Raw genomic sequence first — 18,269 nt, forward strand, 5'->3', positions numbered from 1 at the left:
GAATGGTGTCTCTATTGTTTCCAACCTGTTACAAGCGGAGAATCCGGGCGTGTCGTATCGCGCTGATCTGCGCTGATTGCCTGCTGTAACAATCTGACTTGGATACTTGCTACCTGGTTATCGCGTTCTAACTGGCGCACAGAATCGCTGGTTAGACTGTATTGGTGGAAAGAAAAGACTTCAGCTCGTGGCTTGAAGGGCCGCCGCAGCATAATACGCAACAATGGCCCGGGCAGGATATGGGGCGCCCCGAGAAGGGCCCCGGCTCCATTGCCAGATTCCCGCGACGGGTCGGTGCACTGCTCTTGGACTGGGGGCTCTCGATGCTGCTGAGCTGGTGGCTGTTTGACAGCCACGATCTGGCAACATTGAGCCTGTTCTGCGCCGGGCAGATCATCGGTGTCGGGTTCACCGGGCACACGATCGGGCACCGTACCTTTGGAATGCAGGTGCAGTCGCTGGATGGAACCGCAATCAAGCCGTTCCAAGGCCTGATTCGTTCCTTGCTGCTTTGCCTGGCTATTCCGGCCTTCGTCACCGACAAGGACCAGCGTGGACTGCATGATCGTTTGCCCAAGACCATCCTGGTGAATATCTCCTAGCAATAGATCCGGACAGCAAGAAAGAAGCCGCAACTAGAAATTCCAGTTGCGGCTTCTTTAGTAGTTGTCTTTAGCGTCCGCGCGTAGCGCGGCGGTTTGGACGGACGCGGTTCGGGTCTACGCCCTTGGGGATAGGCAGACGATTCGCGGTCAACGTGCTCAAGCGCTTGTCGATTGCGCTGACTTCCAGCTTCGTAATCGACTTTGGAAGCTTCTTCATTGCCTTGCCGACTTCAGCCAACGGAGTCTGGCCTTCTTCGGAACCAGCGTTGATGATGTGCACGGGAACGTTCGGCAGAACGCGGGCGATGCGCTTGCGCTCGGAAGAGGCAAGCTCACGAACCCGGCTCTTTGGTCCCTCAGTGACCAGGACGATGCCCGGGCGACCGATACCGAGGAACACCAGATCCTGGTGGCGGTTGTAGGCAACTGGTTCCTGCTTCAGGATCCAGCCGCGACGCAGCACACTCATGGCGGCGCCGGCAGCGCCGGGGCGGCCCTCAAGCTGCGAGAACGCAGCTTTCTCTGCGCGGCGGGACATCACGAACATTGCAGCAAGGAGCGCCAGCGGGATTGCGATGATCAACATCGTGATCCAGTTTTTGATCAAGAAGCCGATGACCAAGCAGACAGCAATGACGGCCAAGGCTGCCAATGCCATCCACCACACGACCATCGGGTCATTGCGGCGAGTCATCTGGAAGACCTGGCCAATTTGCTTCAGGCGGCCCGGTTCTTTGTTCTTCTTCTCAGCTTTTGGTTTACGCGAAAACAAGCCACGCTTAGGCGCGGCTGCGTCGTTGTCGGAGTTTTTGGCCATAGTGCCTTAATTCTACGCGATGAAGTTGATAGTTCTAAGCCGAGCCGGATCGAACACGGCATTTTCAGCTGGATGCCCATGGACGGGCAGTGGGAAAGCCCCGGAACCCTCGATGGATTCCATCAGGAGTTCCGGGGCCTTAGCCGTGGGGTCCACTGGACCGAGCTACTTGATTAGCGAAGCTGCTTCCTGGCGCGTGTTGCCCGAGGACTCGATATGTGCCAATGCCTCTGGGATTTCGCGGCCCTTCTTGCGCATGGCGCCGGCCCACAGGCGGCCAGCGCGGTAGGAAGAACGGACCAGTGGCCCCGCCATGACTCCGGCAAAGCCGAGTTCTTCGGCTTCTTGCTGAAGCTCCAGGAACTCCTGCGGGGTGACCCAGCGGTCGACTGGCAGATGCAGGTCGGTTGGGCGCAGGTACTGGGTCAAAGTCAGCAGATCGCAGCCTGCCTCATGGAGATCACGCATGGCCTCGGAAATTTCTTCTCGAGTTTCGCCCATACCCAGAATCAGGTTGGACTTGGTGATCAAGCCACGCTTGCGGCCATGGGTGATCACATCCATGGAACGCTCGTAACGGAAAGCCGGGCGGATGCGCTTGAACAGGCGAGGCACAGTCTCTACGTTGTGGGCGTAGACTTCTGGCTCCGAATCGCAGATGGTATCCAGGTTCTCCGGCTTGCCGCTGAAATCGGGGATCAGCAGCTCTACGCCGGTGCTTGGATTCATCTTGTGGATCTGCCGCACAGTCTCGGCATACAGCCAGGTGCCCTCGTCTTCGAGGTCATCACGGGCGACGCCGGTTACGGTGGCGTAGCGCAGATCCATCTTCTTCACGCTCATGGCGACCTTGAATGGCTCTGAGCGGTCAATTGCCAAGGGCTTGCCGGTGGCGATCTGGCAGAAGTCGCAACGGCGGGTGCACTCTGAACCGCCGATCAGGAAGGAAGCCTCGCGGTCTTCCCAGCACTCGAAGATGTTCGGGCAGCCTGCTTCTTCGCAGACCGTATGCAAGCCTTCGCTCTGTACGAGATTTTTCAGGCCAACGTATTCAGGGCCAATGCTCAACTTGGCCTTGATCCATTCTGGCTTACGCTCCACAGGTACGGCAGCGTTGCGCTTTTCTACGCGCAGCATACGGCGGCCTTCTGGTTCGACGCTCATTAAACAGCTCTTTCTTTGGTGAGGGCGTGACTGTCTAGACGACTTGAGGGGTGAGCAGACGCTCTATTTCGGTTTGTACGCGGTCAACGACGTCTTCGGGGGTGACGGTACGGCCGAGTTCTTCGGAAATGGTGGTGACACCTGCATCGGAGATGCCGCAGGGGATGATCTGTTCGTAGGCGGAAAGCGCGTTAGAGCAGTTCAATGCGAAACCGTGCATGGTGACACCGTGGTTGATGCGGATTCCAATGGCTGCGATTTTGCGGTCCTGAGCGCCATCTTTGCCCGGTACCCAGACCCCGGAGCGGCCCTTGATCTGGGCCGTCGGAATGCCTAGCTCGCTGACCACGTTAATCAGGGCTTCTTCCAAGGTCTCCACGTAAAGTCGGATTGCGCTGATCTTGCGTAGCTTGACGATGGGGTAGCCAATGAGCTGTCCCGGGCCATGCCAGGTCAACTTTCCACCGCGATCCACATCCACCACGGGGGTCCCGTCCATCGGGAGATCTTCAGGTTCAGTTCGCTTGCCTGCGGTGTAAACCGCTTCGTGCTCCAGGAACAGGACTTTTGGGGTTTGCGTGTCCGCGGCTACCGCATCATGCAGTTGGATTTGGTAATCCCAAGCTTCCATGTAGGGCACAAATTTTGAGCCTAGTCCGACTCGTTCGAATTCGATCGCCATGACGGCTAGCCTACGCTCTTGAACGATCGGTCGCTAATTCAGAGCCGTCGAACCCATCTGTGGATATCCAGCTTGCAATATACGATTCTGGGTTACAACGGAGTCATGGATGATTCTACGAATGTTCTAGCGTGGCCGACAAGCCCCGGGCATGTCACGGTAAGGCCGCTAAGTTCCAAGTCACCGTGTAAAGTTTGGCTGATCCGGAGGGAAAGCGACCAGTTGTACCTCACGCTAAAACTTAGCCTGACTATGGAAAACATCACTTCGCTTCGCCAAGAGCAGGTAAAGCAGTCAAGGAAATATGTCGTTGATTTCTACGGAACCCTGTCGACACAATTGGGCGAGGGGCTGGCTATGGAATATTGCCCCGGTGGCAGCGTGGCTGATCTTGTGGCAAGTCGAAGCGCCTTTGGCCTGGGGGAGTGCGTGACCGCGCTGGCACCCATCGCGCAGACTCTTTCGGTGATGCATGCGCAGGGCCAACGCCATGGAGACTTATCGCCGGCCAATATATTGCTCACTGCCAAGGGAATGCCGAAGATCATTGACTTCCAGGAATCAGCTTCAGCACGGCAGGCGCTCACCGGCTCCGGTACGCCAGGATTCATGGCCCCTGAAATGCAGGCCGGGGTACGGGAAAGCCAAGTTGGAGAGCAGGACGTGTTTTCGCTGGGCGCCTGCTTGTGGTTTCTCCTATCCGGACGGATTCCCGAAGAGGAACTGATGCGTCCACCGGCAAGCGTGATGTTCCCCGGAATCCCTTCGATCATTCATGAACTGTTGATCGATTCGCTGAATCCAGATCCGCAAGCACGACCGACCGCAGATCAGTTTGCTCGAACGTTGTTCGCAAGCTGTCCGGCAGAGCCCATCAGCTGGGAAGGGCATGTAGCTCCAGAAGCTACTCATCTGATGGAGACCATCCATCCATCCGCGGAACAGAATGCTGCGCACAAGCGATTCAAGCGCCAGGCCGATACCGCAAGCAGGCAGCGAAGCCCCAGCCGCGATGACTCCTGGCATAGCCATCGATTGCGCCGGACCCCCGGGGCCGTGAAATTGGCCGGTGCCGCAGCACTGGGCTCCTTGGTTATTATCGGGAGCCTCGTGGGCGTCAATCATTTCCGTGCGGCTGTGGCCACCGAAACGACTGCGGCTACGGCAGTACCGTCAGCAGAGCAAAGCTGCAGAATTGAAGACGGGGCGCACGTTCCAGCTTGTGCCTTGAATCGGGACACCGTGATCTCTGCATTCCTCGCGCTTTCAAGAGAGCGCGATGAAGCGATGGGGCAGCTGGCGGGGGAGAAGCTCAAGGGGCTCTACACTTCAGGAGCGGAGCAGCTGCAACGAGATCTCGAAACAATCGATCAGCTTCGGAAAATGGGTTTGGAATTTGCGGGATTGCGCACGAGACTCACGGACGTCACAGTATCGGCGCGTGGGCAGGGGGACTCTGTCATTCTTGCTGCCACTTCTACCCAAGAGGAATACCGCTACGTGGATGCCCGCGGAGCCACGGTTCACGCCGTCCAGACCGCGCAGCCGCAACGCATCGAAGTGGAACTAGTGCTGGAAGACGAGCGCTGGAAAATTGGCAAGGTATTGCGCCGTTAAAAGCGAAACGGCGGGAGGTGCAACCACAGCTTGCTCCAAGCTGATGGTTGCGGCTCCCGCCGTCAATGCTAATGCTGATTAGTTCCAGAGTACCGCGATGGCGATGTTGATCAAGGCCATGCCACCCACGGCGTGAGCGATCCCCGTAGGAACTTCCTCGCCGTTCTTCATCTTCTTCCGGCCAAGGAACGCTGCCACCAAGATAATGATTGCAATCAGCGACTTGATTCCAATCTTCATGTGGTTTGGCGAACCGTCGCCAGCCTCGAGAATACCGACCATGGCCAGACCCGTTACGACCTGAACGATAGCGCCATACCACTGCCATACGGAGACGGTTGGAGTCTTGAAATTAGCAAGCCAGCCGCCGAAGATAGCTGCTGCACCCAAGATATGCACGAAAATCAGGATTGAAAGAAGAATAGTCATGATACTAGCCTAATCTATTTTCGACTGATCGTAGAAAACGCAGAATCGCCCCTGTCGGATCAACGACAGGGGCGATTATCTACCTAGGCTGCGAAAGCGAAAGCTGGATCTTTACAGTCCCAGTTCGCCTTCGAAAGCGCCGCCTTCAAGGCGAGCCTTGACGGTCTGCAGGAAGCGGCCTGCATCGGCACCGTCTACCAGACGGTGATCGTAGGTCAGGCACAGGTACATCATGTGGCGGATGGCAATCGAATCGTTGCCCTCTGCGTCGGTAACGACCATTGGACGCTTCACGATCGCACCGGTGCCCAGGATGGCTACCTGTGGCTGGTTGATGATCGGGGTGTCGAACAGTGCGCCAACCGAACCGATGTTGGTGATCGAGAAGGTACCACCGGAGAGTTCATCCGGACCGATCTTGTTGCTGCGGGTGCGTGCAGCAACATCAGCGATACGCGAAGCCATGCCAGCCAGGTTCAGATCGCCAGCGTTCGATACAACAGGAACCAGCAGGCCCTTGTCGGTGTCGACTGCGAATGCCAAGTGCTCGGCATTGTGGTAGGTGATCTTCTGGGTCTCTTCGTTGTACTCGGCGTTCAACTTAGGGTGTGCCTTCAGGCCCTCGGCAACAGCCTTGGCGATGAATGGCAAGTAAGTGAGGTTCACGCCGTTGGTGGCCTTGAAGTTGGCCTTTGCCGAAGCACGCAGCTTCACGATGCGGGTCATATCGATCTCGTGGACCTGGGTCAGCTGAGTCGATACGTCCAGGGATTCGCGCATGCGGCGAGCGATGACCTGGCGGATACGTGGAGCCTTCTCCTCGGTGCCGCGCAGCGAGGAAACCTCAACTGCAGGAGCAGCTGGCTTCGCGGCGGCAGGAGCAGGGGCGGCAGCTGGTGCAGCAGCTTCCTGGGCGGCAACAGCGTCCAAGACATCCTGCTTGCGGATGCGACCGCCAACGCCGGTACCCTTCACCGAAGCAATGTCGATGCTGTGCTGGTTAGCCAAGCGGCGGACCAGTGGGGTGACGTAGCCGGACTCATTGGTTGCCTCAGCAGCCGGTGCCTCTTCCTTTGCAGGAGCGGGAGCGGCCGGAGCGGCAGGTGCCTCTTCCTTAGCGGGAGCCGGAGCGGCCGGAGCCTCTTCCTTTGCAGGAGCCGGAGCAGCAGCTGGTGCTTCTTCCTTGGCTGGGGCGGCAGCTGGAGCAGCGCCAGCTGCACCGATAACAGCCAGAACAGCGCCAACTTCAGCGGTCTCATCTTCTGGAACGCGAATTTCCAGCAGGGTACCTGCAACGGGGGAAGGAACTTCGGTGTCAACCTTGTCGGTGGAAACCTCAAGCAGTGGCTCGTCGACGGAGACTTCCTCGCCAACTTCCTTCAGCCAGCGGGTGACGGTACCTTCGGTAACCGACTCGCCCAGAGCTGGAAGGGTCACTTCGGTGCCTGAAGCAGCGCCGGCGGCTGGTGCAGCTGCTGGAGCTTCTTCGGCTGCAGGTGCTGCTGGTGCTTCTTCAGCGGCTGGTTCGGCAGGTGCTTCTTCAGCGGCCGGAGCTGCTGGTGCAGCTTCGCCAGCGCCGGAGCCATCGCCAATGCGAACCAGTGGGGCGCCAACTTCAGCGTCCTCGTCTTCGGCTACGAAGATTTCCTCGATGATGCCGGCAACCGGCGAAGGAACTTCAGTGTCAACCTTGTCGGTGGAAACTTCCACCAACGGCTCGTCTACCTCTACACGGTCGCCGACCTGCTTCAGCCAGCGGGTTACCGTACCTTCGGTAACGCTTTCACCCAGTGCGGGTAGGTTTACGGTTTCAGACATCGTCCCGTATCTCCTTGTTTTATAAAGCTTGAAAAGTGGTGGGAGGCGTTGCCTCCGAGCCTAGTGCATACAGGCAGCGCGTTGAACTAACGCGCTGCCTGTATGACCAAAGCGTGATTAACCGTGCAGCGGGGCGCCGGCCAAAGCCATTGCGGCTTCGCCCAGGGACTCGTTCTGGGTTGGGTGTGCGTGGATCAGCTGCGATACGTCCTCTGGGTAAGCTTCCCAGTTCACGATCAGCTGGGCTTCACCGATCTGCTCGCCAATGCGGCCGCCGATGCCGTGAACGCCAACGATTGGGCCGTTCTTGACGCGAACCATCTTGATGATGCCGCTGGTGCCCAGGATCGAGGACTTGCCATTGCCAGCCAAGTTGTACTCGGTGGTTTCAATCTGGTCGGCACCGAACTTCTCCTTGGCCTTCGGCTCGGAGTAGCCCACGGAAGCGATCTCTGGCTCGCAGAAAGTCACCTTCGGGATGTTGATGTCCTCGACGATGGTTGGCTTCATGCCGTGGATTTCCTCGGCTACGAAGCGGCCATGCTGGTAACCGCGGTGTGCAAGCTGTACGCCTGGAACGATGTCGCCGATTGCGTAGATGTTGCCAACGCCGGTGTGCAGGCGCTCATCGGTGATCACGAAGCCGCGGTCAATGGTGATGCCCTGCTCTTCGAAGCCGAGGCCCTCGGTTACCGGACCGCGACCCACTGCAACCAGAACGATCTCTGCTTCCAGGACCTTGCCGTCAGCCAGGGAGACCTTGGCACCGTTAGCATCCTGCTCGACCTTCTCGAAGAAGACGCCGGTGTTGAACTTGATGCCGCGCTTCTTGAAAGCGCGCTCCAGGTTCTTGATGATGGCTGGGTCCTCGTTCGGAACCAGCGAAGGCAGGCCCTCGACGATGGTGACGTCGACGCCGAAAGACTTCCATACGGAAGCGAACTCGACACCGATGACGCCGCCGCCGAGCACGATGGCGCTCTTTGGCAGGTCTTCCATGTTCAGTGCTTCGGTGCTGGTCAGTACGCGGCCGCCGATTTCCAGACCCATGGTCTTGGAGGTGGAGCCGGTAGCCAGGATGATGTACTTGCCCTTGTAGACGGTGCCATCAACATCGATGGAATCCTGGGAGACCAGTCGGCCGTTACCGGTGATAACGTTGACCTTCTTCATCTTCAGCAAGCCCTGGAGACCCTTGTGCTTTCCAGCAACAATGTCTTCCTTGTACTTGCGCACGCCAGCCAGGTCGATCGACTCCAGCGAGGAGTTGATGCCGAACTTGGCACCCTCGCGAGCGTTCTCGGCCAGCTCTGCTGCGTGCAGGTAAGCCTTGGTTGGGATGCAGCCGGTGTGCAGGCAGGTGCCGCCCAGCTTTTCCTTCTCGATCAATCCAACGGTGTAGCCCAGCTGGATGGCGCGCAATGCTGCCGAGTATCCAGCGGATCCGCCGCCGAGGATGAGGACATCAAATTCTTGCGTTGCTGCCGAATCGGCCACGTGAACGCTCCCTCGTATTCGCTTAGTGAGGCCGGCTTAGGCCGACCAGGGGATCGGGTGTGGACTTCCTGGAGCGTGACACATGCGGGCGCGCACCATTAATCCACGGTGATGTTTCAAAACTTACCTTAGTACCGTCCAATGGTTGCAGTCACCTTCGGGGCATTAAAAGTCAGGTATGTCTCTTATTTTTAAACTCATCCCGGCATCGTGCAGATAGTTCTGGCGATACCGGGATGAGTTCCAGGACACAGGAACTGCCATTAGTCCTGCGTTGCTGCGGCTAGTTTGCTGCAGCGAGCTGCTCTGCGTAGGCAACCAGGGTGCGTACCTGGGAGCCGGTGCCGTTCTTCGGAGTGTAGCCCCAGGCGCTGCCTTCGTTGAACGCAGGACCAGCGAAGTCGATGTGGGCCCAAGGGATCTTCTTGCCGTCCACTTCACCGACAAACTCTTCGAGGAACACGGCGGCAGTCATCATGCCGCCCATGCGCTCACCGATGTTCGCCAGATCGGCAACCTGCGACTCGATGGACGGGCGCAGCTCCTCCGGAAGCGGCATGGCCCAAGCCAATTCGCCCACCTTGTCCGAGACGGCAACCAAGTCGCTGGCGCCCTGCTTGTCGCCCATGACACCTGCGGTGCGCAGGCCCAGGGCCAGCATCTGGGCGCCGGTCAGCGTAGCGATGTCGATCATGACATCCGGCTTCTCCAAGCTGGCAGCTGCCAGGCCATCGGCCATGACCAAGCGGCCTTCGGCGTCGGTATTGAGCACTTCAACGGTCTTGCCGCCGAACATGGTCAGCACATCGCCCGGACGGGTCGAGGCGCCGCCAGGCATGTTTTCTGCCAGGCACAGCCAGGCAGTGACCTTGACATTCAGGCCAAGCTCGGCGACTGCGGCAACGGTCTGGAAAACCGCGGCGGCACCGGACATGTCGGACTTCATGGCGTGCATGCCGGCAGCAGGCTTCAGCGAGGTGCCACCGGTGTCGAAGGTAATGCCCTTGCCGATCAAGGCGATGTGCTTGGCGGCCTTCGACGGCGCGTATTCGATCTTGACCATGCGCGGCTGGCGAACCGAACCGCCGCCAACACCGATCAGGCCGCCGAAGCCGTCCTTGGCAAGGCGCTTCTCGTCGAAAATGGTGACCTTCAGCGGCAGGGACTTGGAGTGGTCCTTCACTGCTGCGGCGAAGGACTCCGGGTACAGCACGTTGGCTGGGGCGTTGATCAGATCGCGGGTGCCCCGTACTGCGCGGCCCAGGATGGCAGCGCGCTTGAGTACTGCTGGCAGGTCCTTGGACGTCGCTACCGAGGTGACGATCTGGGCTTCGGCCAGTACCGGCTTCTCGCTCTTCTTCGAACGGTGGTTCTCGTAGCGGTAGCTGCCCAGCGCGATGCCTTCTGCGATGGCGGCCACGCGCTCCACGCTGTCAGCAGGCAGGGCGAAAATGGCGCTCTTGGCGTTGCTCAGCTGGCGGGCAGCCGAACCGGCGGCACGGCGCAGCTTCTCCTCGGTCAGATCAGCTAGCTCGTCAACGCCCAGGCCGATGAACTGCAAGGTCTTGGTCTTGGCACCGTCTACGCCTGGCAGCGCGGTGATTTCGTCGGCCTTCCCGGCAACGCCCAAAGCTGAAAGCGACTGCTCCAGGGAAGTGGTGGTTTCGGCGGTGAATGGGGATGCCGCGATGGACACCTTTTCGCCGTTCTTGAGTACACCCAGGATGAGGGTGTCAGCGCTCTTGCGCTTGATGTCGGCGCCAATGGCGCTCAAAGTGAGATCACTGGAGTTGATCACAAAATCATTCCTTCTATGCCTTTGTAGGGTCTAAGGTCGCGACAGCCCCTATGGTTTTCCGGAACAGGTCATGCCGGCGGGCTGTGCGTCTCCTACCCCAAGGTTATCCGAGGTTCCGCGTCATCGTGCGTTACTTCACAGCGAGCGAAAGCCAAGTAGCGATAAGATGGACCATTGATCTGTACTTGAGGTGCAGTCCCAGCCGATGGTTGCCGCTCCCGCTTTGCCGGATGCCGACCCTGAATGAGGAGAAAATGTCCAAGGAATCGTTGATGACGCTGGTCGCAGACGACTTGGATGACTCGCGCCTTCAAGGTCTTGGCATGTTCGTCTCGCTGAAGAGTATCAGCGATGCCGGGCATAACCATTCGCAGGTCTCCAACGAGCTTTTCGGACGCCTCGACTCGGAGCTCTTCGCCACTTTCGACGCCGATGAGCTGATCGCCTACACCTCCCAGCGCCCGCGGGTCTCTTTCCTGGGTGACCACTTCGCTGGATACCAGGCTCCACGCATGGAGATCTACCTGATGACCGATGAGATGGACCGCAAGTTCTGGTTCCTCACCGGTGTAGAACCCGACTTGAAGTGGGAACGCGTGATCGCGGAACTGCATTCCTTCATTGAAGCCTTCAACGTATCGCTGGTTGTGGGGACCGCATCGTTGCCGATGCCGGTGCCGCATACCCGCCCGGTAGGCGTTACCGCACATGGAAACCGCAAGGATCTGATCGAGAACATCTCGACGTGGAGCCCTACGGTGGAATCGCCAGCAGGTCTGGCCTCGCTGCTCGAAATTCGCCTGAGCGAAGCTGGCCGTGATGTCGTGGGATACTCCCTGCACACCCCGCACTACCTCGCCGAATCCGAGTACCCGGCCGTTGCCGTTGCGCCGCTGGAATACGTAGGAGCGGCACTGAAGCTGGCTTTGCCAACGGACAAGCTGCGTGAGGCAGGTCGACTGGTCGACCAGCAGCTAGCCGAACAGCTTGAAACCAATAGCGATGTTCGCCAAATGGTCGACGGATTCGAAGAACGGTTCGATGCGCATGCCAAAGAGCATGAACCGCGCTCGCTGTTGCTGGATGAAGACGAGCAGATGGCGGATGCCGAGGAATTGGGCGCCAGCGCCGAGCATTTCCTTGCGGCCATTGAGAACACTGAAGATTGGTTGAAAAACGGTCACATCGAACCGTTGCCAGGTGATCACGACCAGTGAGCCAGGCCCATCTGAATTCACCAAAGTCGTGGGTTGTCTTCGGCTTCGCAATTCTTGCCTACATTTCTGCAATTTCGCAGCGCACCAGCTTCGGCGTCGCTGGCATCCAAGCCACCGAACGATTTGATGCCAGCGCGCAGATTTTGGCGACCTTCTCCGTCGTGCAGCTGGTTGTCTATGCCGGCGCGCAGGTGCCCGTAGGGCTGCTGCTGGATAAATTCGGTCCGCGCATCCTGATTACCTGCGGCGCCCTGCTGATGGCCGCAGGCCAAGCGTTTCTTGCGATTTCAGTCAACGTCCCCATGGGGTTGGCCGGGCGCGTCATGGTTGGCATGGGCGATGCGATGGTCTTCGTATCGGTGCTCAAGCTGTTGCCCCTATGGTTCTCCGGCTCGCGAATCCCGGTGCTGACCCAGCTCACCGGTACCTTCGGCCAGCTCGGCCAGCTCATCAGCCTCTTTCCTTTCCATATGATCTTGCTGGGCGTCGGCTGGTCCGCGGCGTTCTCGGTCATGTCCGGTTTCGCTTTTGCCACCTTCATCACCACGATCGCTTTCGTGCGCAATGGCAGGACCTGGGAAGGGTCCGGCCAGGGGGAGCAGGAGACCGGCTCGCGGATCGCCCGGGCCTGGAAACAGCCAGGAACCCGTTTGGGGTTCTGGACCCACTTCTCCACGGCATTCATGATCAACACCTTCATGATGACCTGGGGCTATCCTTTCCTTGTCGAAGGCCAAGGCATAGACGGTGCGCTGGCATCGGGCTTGATGGCGGTGTTCGTTGTCGTTTCCATCGTGGTGGGACCGATCCTCGGCGCCCTGACCTCGCGCCATGCCAGCCAGCGTTCCAACTTTGCCCTGGGCATTGTCGGCTCAATCCTGGTGATGTGGGCAGTCGTCCTATTCTGGCCAGGGCAGGCCCCGCTATGGATTCTGGTGCTATTGATGATCGCCATTGCCGCCGGTGGCCCGGCCTCCGTAATCGGCTTCGACTTCGCCCGAACGTTCAACCCGCCGCAGGTGCTGGGAACGGCCACCGGCCTGGTGAACACCGGCGGGTTCATAGGTGCCTTTGTCACGATCTACGTCATCGGATTCATCATGGACATGCTGTATAAGGCCAACGGCTCGGTGGGCGAGCTCTACAATCTTCAGGCCTTCCGCGTGGCCCTGTCAGTCCAGTTCGCCATGGCATTGCTCGGTATGGTGTTCATGGTCGTTGAACGCCGCAAGGCGCGCCGCTTCCTCGCCGAGCAGTAAGCCCGCACCGGGGCGATCCGAAAGGTTCTCCACAGCTCGCAGCCTCTGACCTCATGCGCCTAGCGCAGCGTTGCACCGTGGAGCCATGACAACTACACCGGAACGCCACCCTCTCTCGCTGTCCAGTTGCGAGGACATCTTGGCGTATGTGCCCCATGCCCTAGGTTTCTATCCTCAGAATTCGGCCGTGCTGATGCTGATAGACGAGGACCATCTGGAAGCGACCTTGCGAGTTGATCTGCCCGAGGAAAACACCGCGGCGGAGCGCGGGACGTGGACCGCGCAGCTGCTGAGCCTGCTAGAACGAATGCCCCATATCCAAGGGGTGGTTCTGGTGGTCTATGCGCCCGAAGGAACGTCGGACGGCTCCGGTATTCCCTACGCGGATCTGGTCGCGCAGCTAGAGCAGGGGCTGACAAGCAAAAAGGTCTTGCTGCGTCACAGCTGGTGCCGGCAGGATCGTGTGGTCTGGAACTACGCGACCGATGATTACGCAGAGCCGACCCCCGTGCGCCCGGTGGAAACGAACGAAACGCATTTGTCGTTGGTCTTCGCCGGGTCGGCTCCGTTGGACATTCCATGGGACGGTAGCGGAATCCCGCAATGGCCGCAGGCTGCTGAGATCCTGAAGATCATCTCGAATCAGCAGCACAACGTCGTCAACTGCTTGGAAGCGTGGCTGCAGACCATGGATCTGGCTGAGCCGGAAGCCCGGGCCTGGATTCACGATGAGCATGAGCACGCCGCATTGCTACTGGGTTCCTTGGAAGTGAAAATCGTGCGTGACCTTCTTCCGTACCTGGCTGGTCAAGGACTCGAAGCATCACTGGATGTGCTGTTCGGCGTGATGCGCGGGGATCGCGAAGCTGCCGCCGCGCCGTTGACCAACTATTTGCTGGGACGTGGTTGGCATGCTCCGGACTGGCAGCGGATTGACCGGTTGTGGCTGGTCGCCAGAGACCTGCTCGGCGTTGCTGAAGGCAACGCGCGGCAGGCCCTGCTGTGCATTCTTGCGTGGATCGAGTGGGCGCGAGGCAGGGGAACCATGGCGTTGTGCCTGTTGGGGCGAGCGGTCGAGGAAAACCCGAATTACGAGCTGGCCAGGCTGCTGCAAAAGCTGATGTCCCATGGAATCATGCCAGAATGGGCGACCGACCAATTGCGGGCATGGCGTGCTAGTTTCAGCTGAGCAGCAACAACCGGAGTGTCTCAAGTGGTGTCCTGGTGGCAATTCATGGATAATGGGACAACAGACCCGGTTAGGTTCGAATTGCCTATGTCTTGAAATCTCCGGATTTCGGGAACATTAGGCGGGCTTGATGCGTTGATATCAATGTGCCAGCCCTCGGTGTTTAGTCAATGATTAAACGCCATCGGACTTGACAGGGTCATAGTGGTGTTACCGGCAGGTGCATCCGGAACGCATCGTTAGAAAGGTTATTCGTGTCATCTTCTGAGACGAACGCTAATCGCAAAGCAACTGAGGCCGAGGTTGAAGCGGCCGAGGTCGAGGCAGCCGCCCCTGCAGCGAAGAAGCGCGCTACCAAGGCCAAGCCTCGGACTAAAAAGGTCGCTGCTGAAACTGCAGCGCAAGACGAATCAACCGGAGCGTCGGCTGACGCCGATGACGATGTTGAGCAAGGCACCGATTCGAAGGACTCGAAGTCTGACGATGATTCGAAGGGCTTCACCCTTTCAACCGGTGACGATGATGCTCCACAGCAGCAGGTCATGGTCGCTGGAGCGACCGCTGACCCAGTCAAGGATTACCTGAAGCAGATCGGCAAGGTCGCGCTGCTGAACGCTGAGCAGGAAGTTGACTTGGCTCTGCGCATCGAAGCGGGCCTGTTCGCAACTGACAAGTTGGAAAAGGACGACGGCTCGATGGACCAGCGCTTGCGCTGGGACTATGAGCAGATCATCCACGACGGCAAGATCGCCAAGAACCACTTGCTGGAAGCCAACCTTCGCCTCGTAGTTTCGCTGGCCAAGCGCTACACCGGCCGCGGCATGCTGTTCCTGGACCTGATCCAGGAAGGCAACCTTGGCCTGATCCGTGCAGTGGAGAAATTCGACTACACCAAGGGCTTCAAGTTCTCGACCTACGCCACCTGGTGGATCCGCCAGGCAATTACCCGTGCCATGGCTGACCAGGCACGTACCATTCGTATTCCAGTGCACATGGTTGAAGTCATCAACAAGCTGGCACGTGTCCAGCGCCAGATGCTCCAGGACCTGGGCCGCGAACCAACCCCAGAAGAGCTGGCCAAGGAATTGGACATGACCCCTGAAAAGGTTGTCGAAGTCCAGAAGTATGGTCGCGAACCAATTTCCTTGCACACCCCATTGGGTGAAGACGGCGACTCCGAATTCGGTGACCTCATTGAAGACTCGGAAGCAGTAGTCCCAGCCGATGCAGTTTCGTTCACCTTGTTGCAGGAGCAGCTCCACTCGGTGCTCGACACGCTCTCAGAGCGTGAAGCAGGCGTGGTGGCCATGCGCTTCGGCCTGACCGATGGCCAGCCTAAGACCTTGGATGAAATCGGCAAGGTCTACGGTGTGACTCGTGAACGCATTCGCCAGATCGAGTCCAAGACGATGTCCAAGCTTCGTCACCCATCGCGTTCCCAGGTACTGCGCGATTACCTAGACTAAGAATCTGAGGATGTGGCCAGTAGTTCATTCATTGAACTGCTGGCCACATTTTTTATTTGCCGTTAATGCAAGAAGAAGGTGACCCAGAATTGGGTCACCTTCTCGAATTAGTGGCTGGCAACGAGTTTAGTCGTTGGCGTCCACCTTGGGCTTTTCATAGAGTCGCGAGGACTCATCCTGCCAGACCGAAGTCTGCGGACGCAGTTTCGGTTCTACATCGCGGGCATGGTGAGCGCAGAAGAGCAACTCACCGCCTGTCGAAGCCAGCACGGCTCGCACGTAGGCCTGTGCGCCGCAGCGGTCGCACCGGTCGAGGGCGTTCAGTTCACGACTAGCGGTCGTAGTAGTCATTGCCAGCCTCCTAAAGTTGATGGTTACTCTATACAACCAGCTTGGGCTCCGACTTTATCCCGATTTGCCTGTTCTTTCGCTCACCGCGTAGCGCATGTGGATAAGGCCATAGGAGACCGGCGTGCTGGGCAGCACCGGAAAATAGCGGGTATTCGAACACATTAACGATTAGAATATGGAATAAGACGTACTTTCTCATGCAAGTAGGAGACAACAGCTCAGTGGCTTCATCCGACAATTACAGCGCCCGGCACCTTTCGGTCTTGGAAGGCCTGGAAGCGGTTCGTAAGCGCCCAGGCATGTACATCGGCTCCACCGACTCCCGTGGCTTGATGCATTGCCTCTGGGAGATCATCGATAACTCAGTTGACGAAGCGCTGGGCGGTTTCGGCCAGGCAATTGACGTCATCTTGCACTCTGACGGCTCCGTTGAAGTCCAGGATGACGGCCGCGGCATTCCTGTCGATGTTGAACCCAAGACAGGCTTGAGCGGTTTGGAAGTTGTCTTCACCAAGCTGCACGCCGGCGGCAAGTTCGGTGGCGGCTCCTACAGTGCTTCGGGCGGTCTGCACGGCGTGGGCGCCTCGGTCGTCAACGCCTTGTCGGCCCGTTTGGACGTCGAAGTTGACCGCGGCGGCAAGACCTACGGCCTGCAGTTCCGTCGTGGAGAGCCAGGCAAATTTACCGATAAGGGCCGCAAGAAAGCGGACGCTTCTTTCAAGGCTCATGAGACGGCGACGGCTCCGGGCGTTATCGGCAAAGCCAAGCGGGGCGTGACTGGAACGCGCATTCGCTACTGGGCGGATAACCATATCTTCACCCCGGATGCGAAGTTCTCCTATAAGGATTTGCAGGATCGAGCGCGCCAGACCTCCTTCTTGGTTCCTGGGTTGCGCATCACCCTGCGCGATGAACGTGGATTACCGGATACCCCGGGTGCGGACGGGCCTCATGAGGAAGTGTTCCAGCATGATGGCGGCATTAGCGAGTTCGTCGACTATCTGAGCAGCGACTCGCCGGTCACGGACATCTGGCGTTTCCATGGCAGCGGATCGTTCCATGAAAAGGTTCCGGTCATCGATGGCAGTGGTCGCAGCCATATTGAAGATGTGCAGCGTGTCTGCGAAGTTGACGTCGCGGTGCGTTGGGGAATCGGCTACGAAACCTCGCTGCGCAGCTTCGTGAATATCATTGCGACCCCCAAGGGCGGTACGCATACTGCCGGCTTCGAACAGGCCATGCTCAAGTCCTTCCGCAAGAACGTGGAGGCCAATGCGCGGAAGCTCAAGTTCGGCCAGAAGGACAAGCTGGAGAAGGACGACGTGCTGGCGGGCATGACTGCCGTGCTGACCGTCCGACTGGCAGAGCCGCAGTTCGAAGGGCAGACCAAGGAAATTTTGGGTACACCGCAGGTGCGCCAGATTGTTTCCAAGGTGCTGGAGAAGGCACTCAACGACCGACTGGGATCCAATAAGCGCAACGAGAAGGCTGAAGCGTCCACGCTGCTGGAGAAGGTCGTCAACGAGATGAAATCTCGCGTGTCGGCACGTATGCACAAGGAAACCCAGCGTCGCAAGACCGCTTTGGAGTCTTCTTCGCTGCCAACCAAACTGCTCGATTGCCGCAGCAAGGAAGTTGGAAAGTCTGAACTGTTCATCGTCGAGGGCGACAGCGCATTGGGCACTGCCCGTCTCGCGCGCTCCAGCGAGTACCAGGCGCTGCTGCCAATTCGAGGCAAGATCCTCAACGTGCAAAAAGCCTCGATTTCGGACATGCTCTCGAACGCGGAGTGCGCAGCGATGATCCAGGTGATTGGGGCCGGTTCGGGGCGCAGCTTCGACATTGAGCAAGCCCGATACGGCAAGATCATTTTGATGACTGATGCTGATGTTGACGGTGCGCACATTCGGACATTGCTGTTGACGTTGTTCTATCGCTACATGCGTCCCATGATCGAGCACGGTCGCGTCTATGCAGCGGTTCCGCCGCTGCACCGCATTGAGGTGATCAATCCGGGGTCGAAGCAGAATGAGGTTATCTACACCTACTCTGAGGCGGAAATGACCAAGCTGCTGGCCAACTTGGAGAAGGAAGGCCGACGCTACAAGGAGCCGATCCAGCGCTATAAGGGCCTAGGCGAAATGGACGCGGACCAGCTGGCTGAAACCACCATGGATCTGCGTCATCGTATGCTGCGCCGTGTCGGCATCGAGCATGCGCAGGCAGCCGAGGAGGTCTTTGATCTGCTGATGGGCTCCGACGTAGCGCCTCGCAAGAAGTTCATTATCGACGGCGCCGACGATCTTGAACGAGATCGTATCGACGTCTAGAGCAATGCAAACGGCGAAGTCCCTGGCCCT

The 18,269-nt window shown here is 58.6% G+C and carries 15 protein-coding genes; 7 read left to right on the plus strand and 8 right to left on the minus strand.

The window, feature by feature from the left end; genetic code table 11:
- Positions 1 to 164 precede the first annotated feature (164 nt).
- On the plus strand, positions 165 to 602 hold the full coding sequence (locus tag ACNPM8_RS07820; RefSeq protein ID WP_105656860.1) for an RDD family protein: 438 nt from the start codon (positions 165 to 167) through the stop codon (positions 600 to 602).
- 70 nt (positions 603 to 672) lie between these two features.
- Here the strand turns inward: ACNPM8_RS07820 and ACNPM8_RS07825 are convergent, their stop codons facing one another.
- The 3 genes from ACNPM8_RS07825 to lipB form a co-directional block, all read right to left on the minus strand.
- The gene (locus tag ACNPM8_RS07825) at positions 673 to 1,422 is read right to left on the minus strand and encodes a DUF4191 domain-containing protein (RefSeq protein ID WP_105656779.1); all 750 of its coding nucleotides are present in this window, start codon (positions 1,420 to 1,422) and stop codon (positions 673 to 675) included.
- Positions 1,423 to 1,587: 165 nt separating this feature from the next.
- Positions 1,588 to 2,586, minus strand: coding sequence for a lipoyl synthase (gene lipA, locus ACNPM8_RS07830; protein WP_105656778.1), 999 nt, complete (start codon positions 2,584 to 2,586; stop codon positions 1,588 to 1,590).
- 34 nt (positions 2,587 to 2,620) lie between these two features.
- Positions 2,621 to 3,295: a lipoyl(octanoyl) transferase LipB gene (gene lipB / locus ACNPM8_RS07835; protein WP_286134117.1), complete on the minus strand. Its 675-nt coding sequence runs from the start codon at positions 3,293 to 3,295 to the stop codon at positions 2,621 to 2,623.
- Between the two features lie 45 nt (positions 3,296 to 3,340).
- On the opposite strand from lipB, the gene ACNPM8_RS07840 reads away from it, so the two are divergent.
- Positions 3,341 to 4,885: a serine/threonine-protein kinase gene (locus ACNPM8_RS07840; RefSeq protein ID WP_448939598.1), complete on the plus strand. Its 1,545-nt coding sequence runs from the start codon at positions 3,341 to 3,343 to the stop codon at positions 4,883 to 4,885.
- Between the two features lie 78 nt (positions 4,886 to 4,963).
- On the opposite strand, the gene ACNPM8_RS07845 is transcribed toward ACNPM8_RS07840, so the two are convergent.
- The 4 genes from ACNPM8_RS07845 to ACNPM8_RS07860 form a co-directional block, all read right to left on the minus strand.
- Positions 4,964 to 5,314 carry a hypothetical protein gene (locus ACNPM8_RS07845; protein ID WP_105656775.1) on the minus strand — a complete coding sequence of 117 codons (351 nt, stop codon included), beginning with the start codon at positions 5,312 to 5,314 and terminating at the stop codon, positions 4,964 to 4,966.
- 111 nt (positions 5,315 to 5,425) lie between these two features.
- Complete coding sequence (gene sucB / locus ACNPM8_RS07850) at positions 5,426 to 7,132, minus strand: 2-oxoglutarate dehydrogenase, E2 component, dihydrolipoamide succinyltransferase (protein ID WP_448939599.1); 1,707 nt, start codon at positions 7,130 to 7,132, stop codon at positions 5,426 to 5,428.
- 117 nt (positions 7,133 to 7,249) lie between these two features.
- Positions 7,250 to 8,629, minus strand: coding sequence for a dihydrolipoyl dehydrogenase (gene lpdA, locus ACNPM8_RS07855; RefSeq protein ID WP_105656773.1), 1,380 nt, complete (start codon positions 8,627 to 8,629; stop codon positions 7,250 to 7,252).
- A gap of 283 nt (positions 8,630 to 8,912) precedes the next feature.
- On the minus strand, positions 8,913 to 10,427 hold the full coding sequence (locus tag ACNPM8_RS07860; RefSeq protein WP_448939600.1) for a leucyl aminopeptidase: 1,515 nt from the start codon (positions 10,425 to 10,427) through the stop codon (positions 8,913 to 8,915).
- A 254-nt stretch (positions 10,428 to 10,681) separates the two neighbouring features.
- Here ACNPM8_RS07860 and ACNPM8_RS07865 point away from each other — a divergent pair, with 254 nt between their 5' ends.
- The 4 genes from ACNPM8_RS07865 to ACNPM8_RS07880 all read left to right on the plus strand — a co-directional run bounded on the left by ACNPM8_RS07865 (position 10,682) and on the right by ACNPM8_RS07880 (position 15,558).
- On the plus strand, positions 10,682 to 11,644 hold the full coding sequence (locus ACNPM8_RS07865; RefSeq protein WP_448939601.1) for a proteasome assembly chaperone family protein: 963 nt from the start codon (positions 10,682 to 10,684) through the stop codon (positions 11,642 to 11,644).
- Positions 11,641 to 12,903, plus strand: a complete 1,263-nt coding sequence (locus ACNPM8_RS07870; protein ID WP_105656770.1) for an MFS transporter — start codon at positions 11,641 to 11,643, stop codon at positions 12,901 to 12,903. Before ACNPM8_RS07865 ends, ACNPM8_RS07870 begins: the two co-directional genes overlap by 4 nt.
- Positions 12,904 to 12,988: 85 nt before the next feature.
- Positions 12,989 to 14,092, plus strand: coding sequence for a DUF4192 family protein (locus tag ACNPM8_RS07875; protein WP_402741163.1), 1,104 nt, complete (start codon positions 12,989 to 12,991; stop codon positions 14,090 to 14,092).
- A 254-nt stretch (positions 14,093 to 14,346) separates the two neighbouring features.
- The gene (locus tag ACNPM8_RS07880) at positions 14,347 to 15,558 is read left to right on the plus strand and encodes an RNA polymerase sigma factor (RefSeq protein ID WP_332485997.1); all 1,212 of its coding nucleotides are present in this window, start codon (positions 14,347 to 14,349) and stop codon (positions 15,556 to 15,558) included.
- A 126-nt stretch (positions 15,559 to 15,684) separates the two neighbouring features.
- On the opposite strand, the gene ACNPM8_RS07885 is transcribed toward ACNPM8_RS07880, so the two are convergent.
- Positions 15,685 to 15,909 carry a DUF7455 domain-containing protein gene (locus ACNPM8_RS07885; protein WP_105656767.1) on the minus strand — a complete coding sequence of 75 codons (225 nt, stop codon included), beginning with the start codon at positions 15,907 to 15,909 and terminating at the stop codon, positions 15,685 to 15,687.
- A gap of 221 nt (positions 15,910 to 16,130) precedes the next feature.
- On the opposite strand from ACNPM8_RS07885, the gene ACNPM8_RS07890 reads away from it, so the two are divergent.
- A complete protein-coding gene (locus ACNPM8_RS07890; RefSeq protein WP_105656859.1) occupies positions 16,131 to 18,239 on the plus strand; it encodes a DNA gyrase/topoisomerase IV subunit B in 2,109 nt (702 codons plus the stop codon).
- Positions 18,240 to 18,269 lie beyond the last annotated feature (30 nt).

This window comes from Glutamicibacter sp. AGC46 (genome assembly GCF_053543715.1).